We start from the raw sequence: 2,202 nt of genomic DNA, 5'->3' as shown, positions 1-2,202 counted from the left end.
TCCTGAAGATGGCCGGCACGGACGCTGGCGCCACCCCGTTCGACCTGATGGAACAGGTCTCCTTCCACACCGTGGCCCACGCCATGGCCCGCCGGCTGCGCGCCCACGGCCCGGTGCTGACGGTCTCGACCGGCTGCACCGCCGGCATCGACGCCATCGGCATGGCCTTCGACCTGGTGCGCCACGGCAGCTGCGGCGTGGTACTGGCCGGGGCGGGCGAGGCGCCGGTGTGCCCTGTGGTCTACGCCGCGTTCGACAGCATTGGCGCGCTCAGCACCCGCAATGACGATCCCGCAAGCGCCTCGCGCCCGTTTGCCAAGGACCGCGACGGTTTTGTGCTCGGCGAAGGCGCCTGCATGCTGGTGGTCGAGGACTACGAACGCGCCAGGGCCCGCGGCGCGCGCATCTACGCCGAGCTGCTGGGTTTTGCCTCGGTCAGCAACGCCTTCCACATGACGGACCTGCCGCCCGACGGCGCGGCGCTGGCGCGCTGCATGTCGCTGGGCCTGGCGGACGCGGCGCTGAAGCCCGAGGCCATCGACGCGGTCAACGCCCATGGCAGCTCCACGCCGCAGAACGATATTTGCGAGACCAACGCGATCAAGGCGGTGCTGGGCCAGCGCAAGGCACGCCAGGTGCCGGTCAACTCGCTGAAAAGCATGGTCGGCCATGCGCTGGGCGCGTCCAACGCGATCGAGATCGCCGCCTGCGCGATGGCCATCCAGGAGCAGTACATGTTCCCGACCATCAACTTCGGCAGCGCCGGCGACGGCTGCGACCTGGATTACGTGCCCAACCAGGGCCGCGGCGCCCCGATAGGCGCGCTGCTGAAGCTCAGCAGCGGCTTCTCCGGCGTGCACTCGGCGCTGGTCATGGGCCATCCGCAGCGCTAGGCCCGAACATGTTGCAGCGGCGGACGTGGCTGGGCCTGGCGCTGGGCCTGACATTGGGTCCGTGGCCGGGCGAGTCGGCCCATGCCGCGGCCGTGCCCGACGCGCTCACCACACTCATTCCGCCGCCCTACCAGGCCCAGGCGCTGACGCCGGAGGAAACCCCGCACTTCACCCGGCGCAAGCCCTACCGCGAGGGCGACCACCTGGTCTGGGAATACCGGCTGGTGGTGACCGAGACCAAGCACCCGCTGGCCGACGGCACGCCGTACAAGGTCTACGCCTACGGCAACCGGGTGCCCGCCCCGCAGCTCTATGCGCGAGATGGCGACCGGGTGCGCATCCGCCTCGTCAACGAGACCACCGTGCCGCACACCATCCACTCGCACGGCCTGTACACGCCGCAGCGCATGGACGGCGCCACGCATGTGCACCTGGGCCCGGACGGCGAGATGCACCAGCACGACCCGGCCGGCGCGCCGCTGCCGGTGGCGCCCGGCGAGGAGTTCACCTACGACTACATCGCCCGCCCTTCAGGCTCGCACTTTTACCACTGCCACGTGAGCGCCAACGAGCACATGGCGCGCGGCATGATCGGCACCTTCGTGGTCTTCCCCAAGCTGCCCGAGCCGCCGGCCGATTTCGACAGCGTGCTGCTGCTGCAGGAGTGGAACTCCAAGTACGCGAAGCAGGGCAAGCCGGGCGACCCGCGCGAGGTGGGCGACGCCGACTTCTTCACCTTCAACGGCCTGTCCTTCCCGAACACGCCGCTGATGCAGGTAAAGCAAGGCGCCAGGGTGCGCATCCGCTTTGTCAATGCCGGGGCGCAGCCGCATTTCATGCACCTGCATGGCCACACCTTCCTGGTCACCCACAAGGATGGCTTTCCGCTGCGCGAGCCGATGCTGATGGACACGGTGGCGGTCGGCCCGGCCGAGCGGGTGGACATCTTCTTCATTGCCAACAACCCCGGCGACTGGCCGCTGCACTGCCACTCGCCGCCTCACACCACCAATGCCGGCGTCTACCCCGGCGGCATGATGGCGCACCTGATCGTGGGCCCGGACCGCTACCCGAAAAGCGGCGAAGGCCCGCTGGGCCCGGGCATCGAAGCCGCAACCGACGCCTGGCGCGACTACGCGCGCCGCTACTACGCCAGCCTGGCCAAGGCCGCGCGATGAACCGCCTGCACGCACCAGCATCCGTCGAGCCAGCGGTGATCGGGTTCAGCGCCAAGGTCGGCCTGGCCGGCCTGGCAAGGCGGCTGCACGGTCAGGCCCCCGACTACCTGGCCCCACCCGAGCTGGCCTTC

2 protein-coding genes are annotated in these 2,202 nt (G+C 69.8%); both read left to right on the top strand.

The genetic code is table 11. From position 1 onward, the window contains the following. Window positions 1-893 (top strand): beta-ketoacyl-[acyl-carrier-protein] synthase family protein (locus FKP22_RS27945; protein WP_170201138.1); only part of this gene is annotated, 893 nt, incomplete at its 5' end. Between the two features lie 8 nt (window positions 894-901). Next, entirely contained in the window at window positions 902-2,071 is a 1,170-nt protein-coding gene (locus FKP22_RS27940; protein ID WP_141291300.1) for a multicopper oxidase family protein, read from the top strand. Window positions 2,072-2,202 lie beyond the last annotated feature (131 nt).

Source organism: Ideonella azotifigens, assembly GCF_006519715.1.
Lineage (GTDB): Bacteria > Pseudomonadota > Gammaproteobacteria > Burkholderiales > Burkholderiaceae_C > Ideonella > Ideonella azotifigens.
The sequence above is the reverse complement of the archived record's forward strand: the minus strand, read 5'-3'. Positions and strand labels throughout refer to the sequence as shown.

Coding starts and splice junctions, on each gene's coding strand:
- FKP22_RS27940 (WP_141291300.1), top strand. CDS start 902: ATGTTGCAGCGGCGGACGTGGCTGGGCCTGGCGCTGGGCCTGACATTG.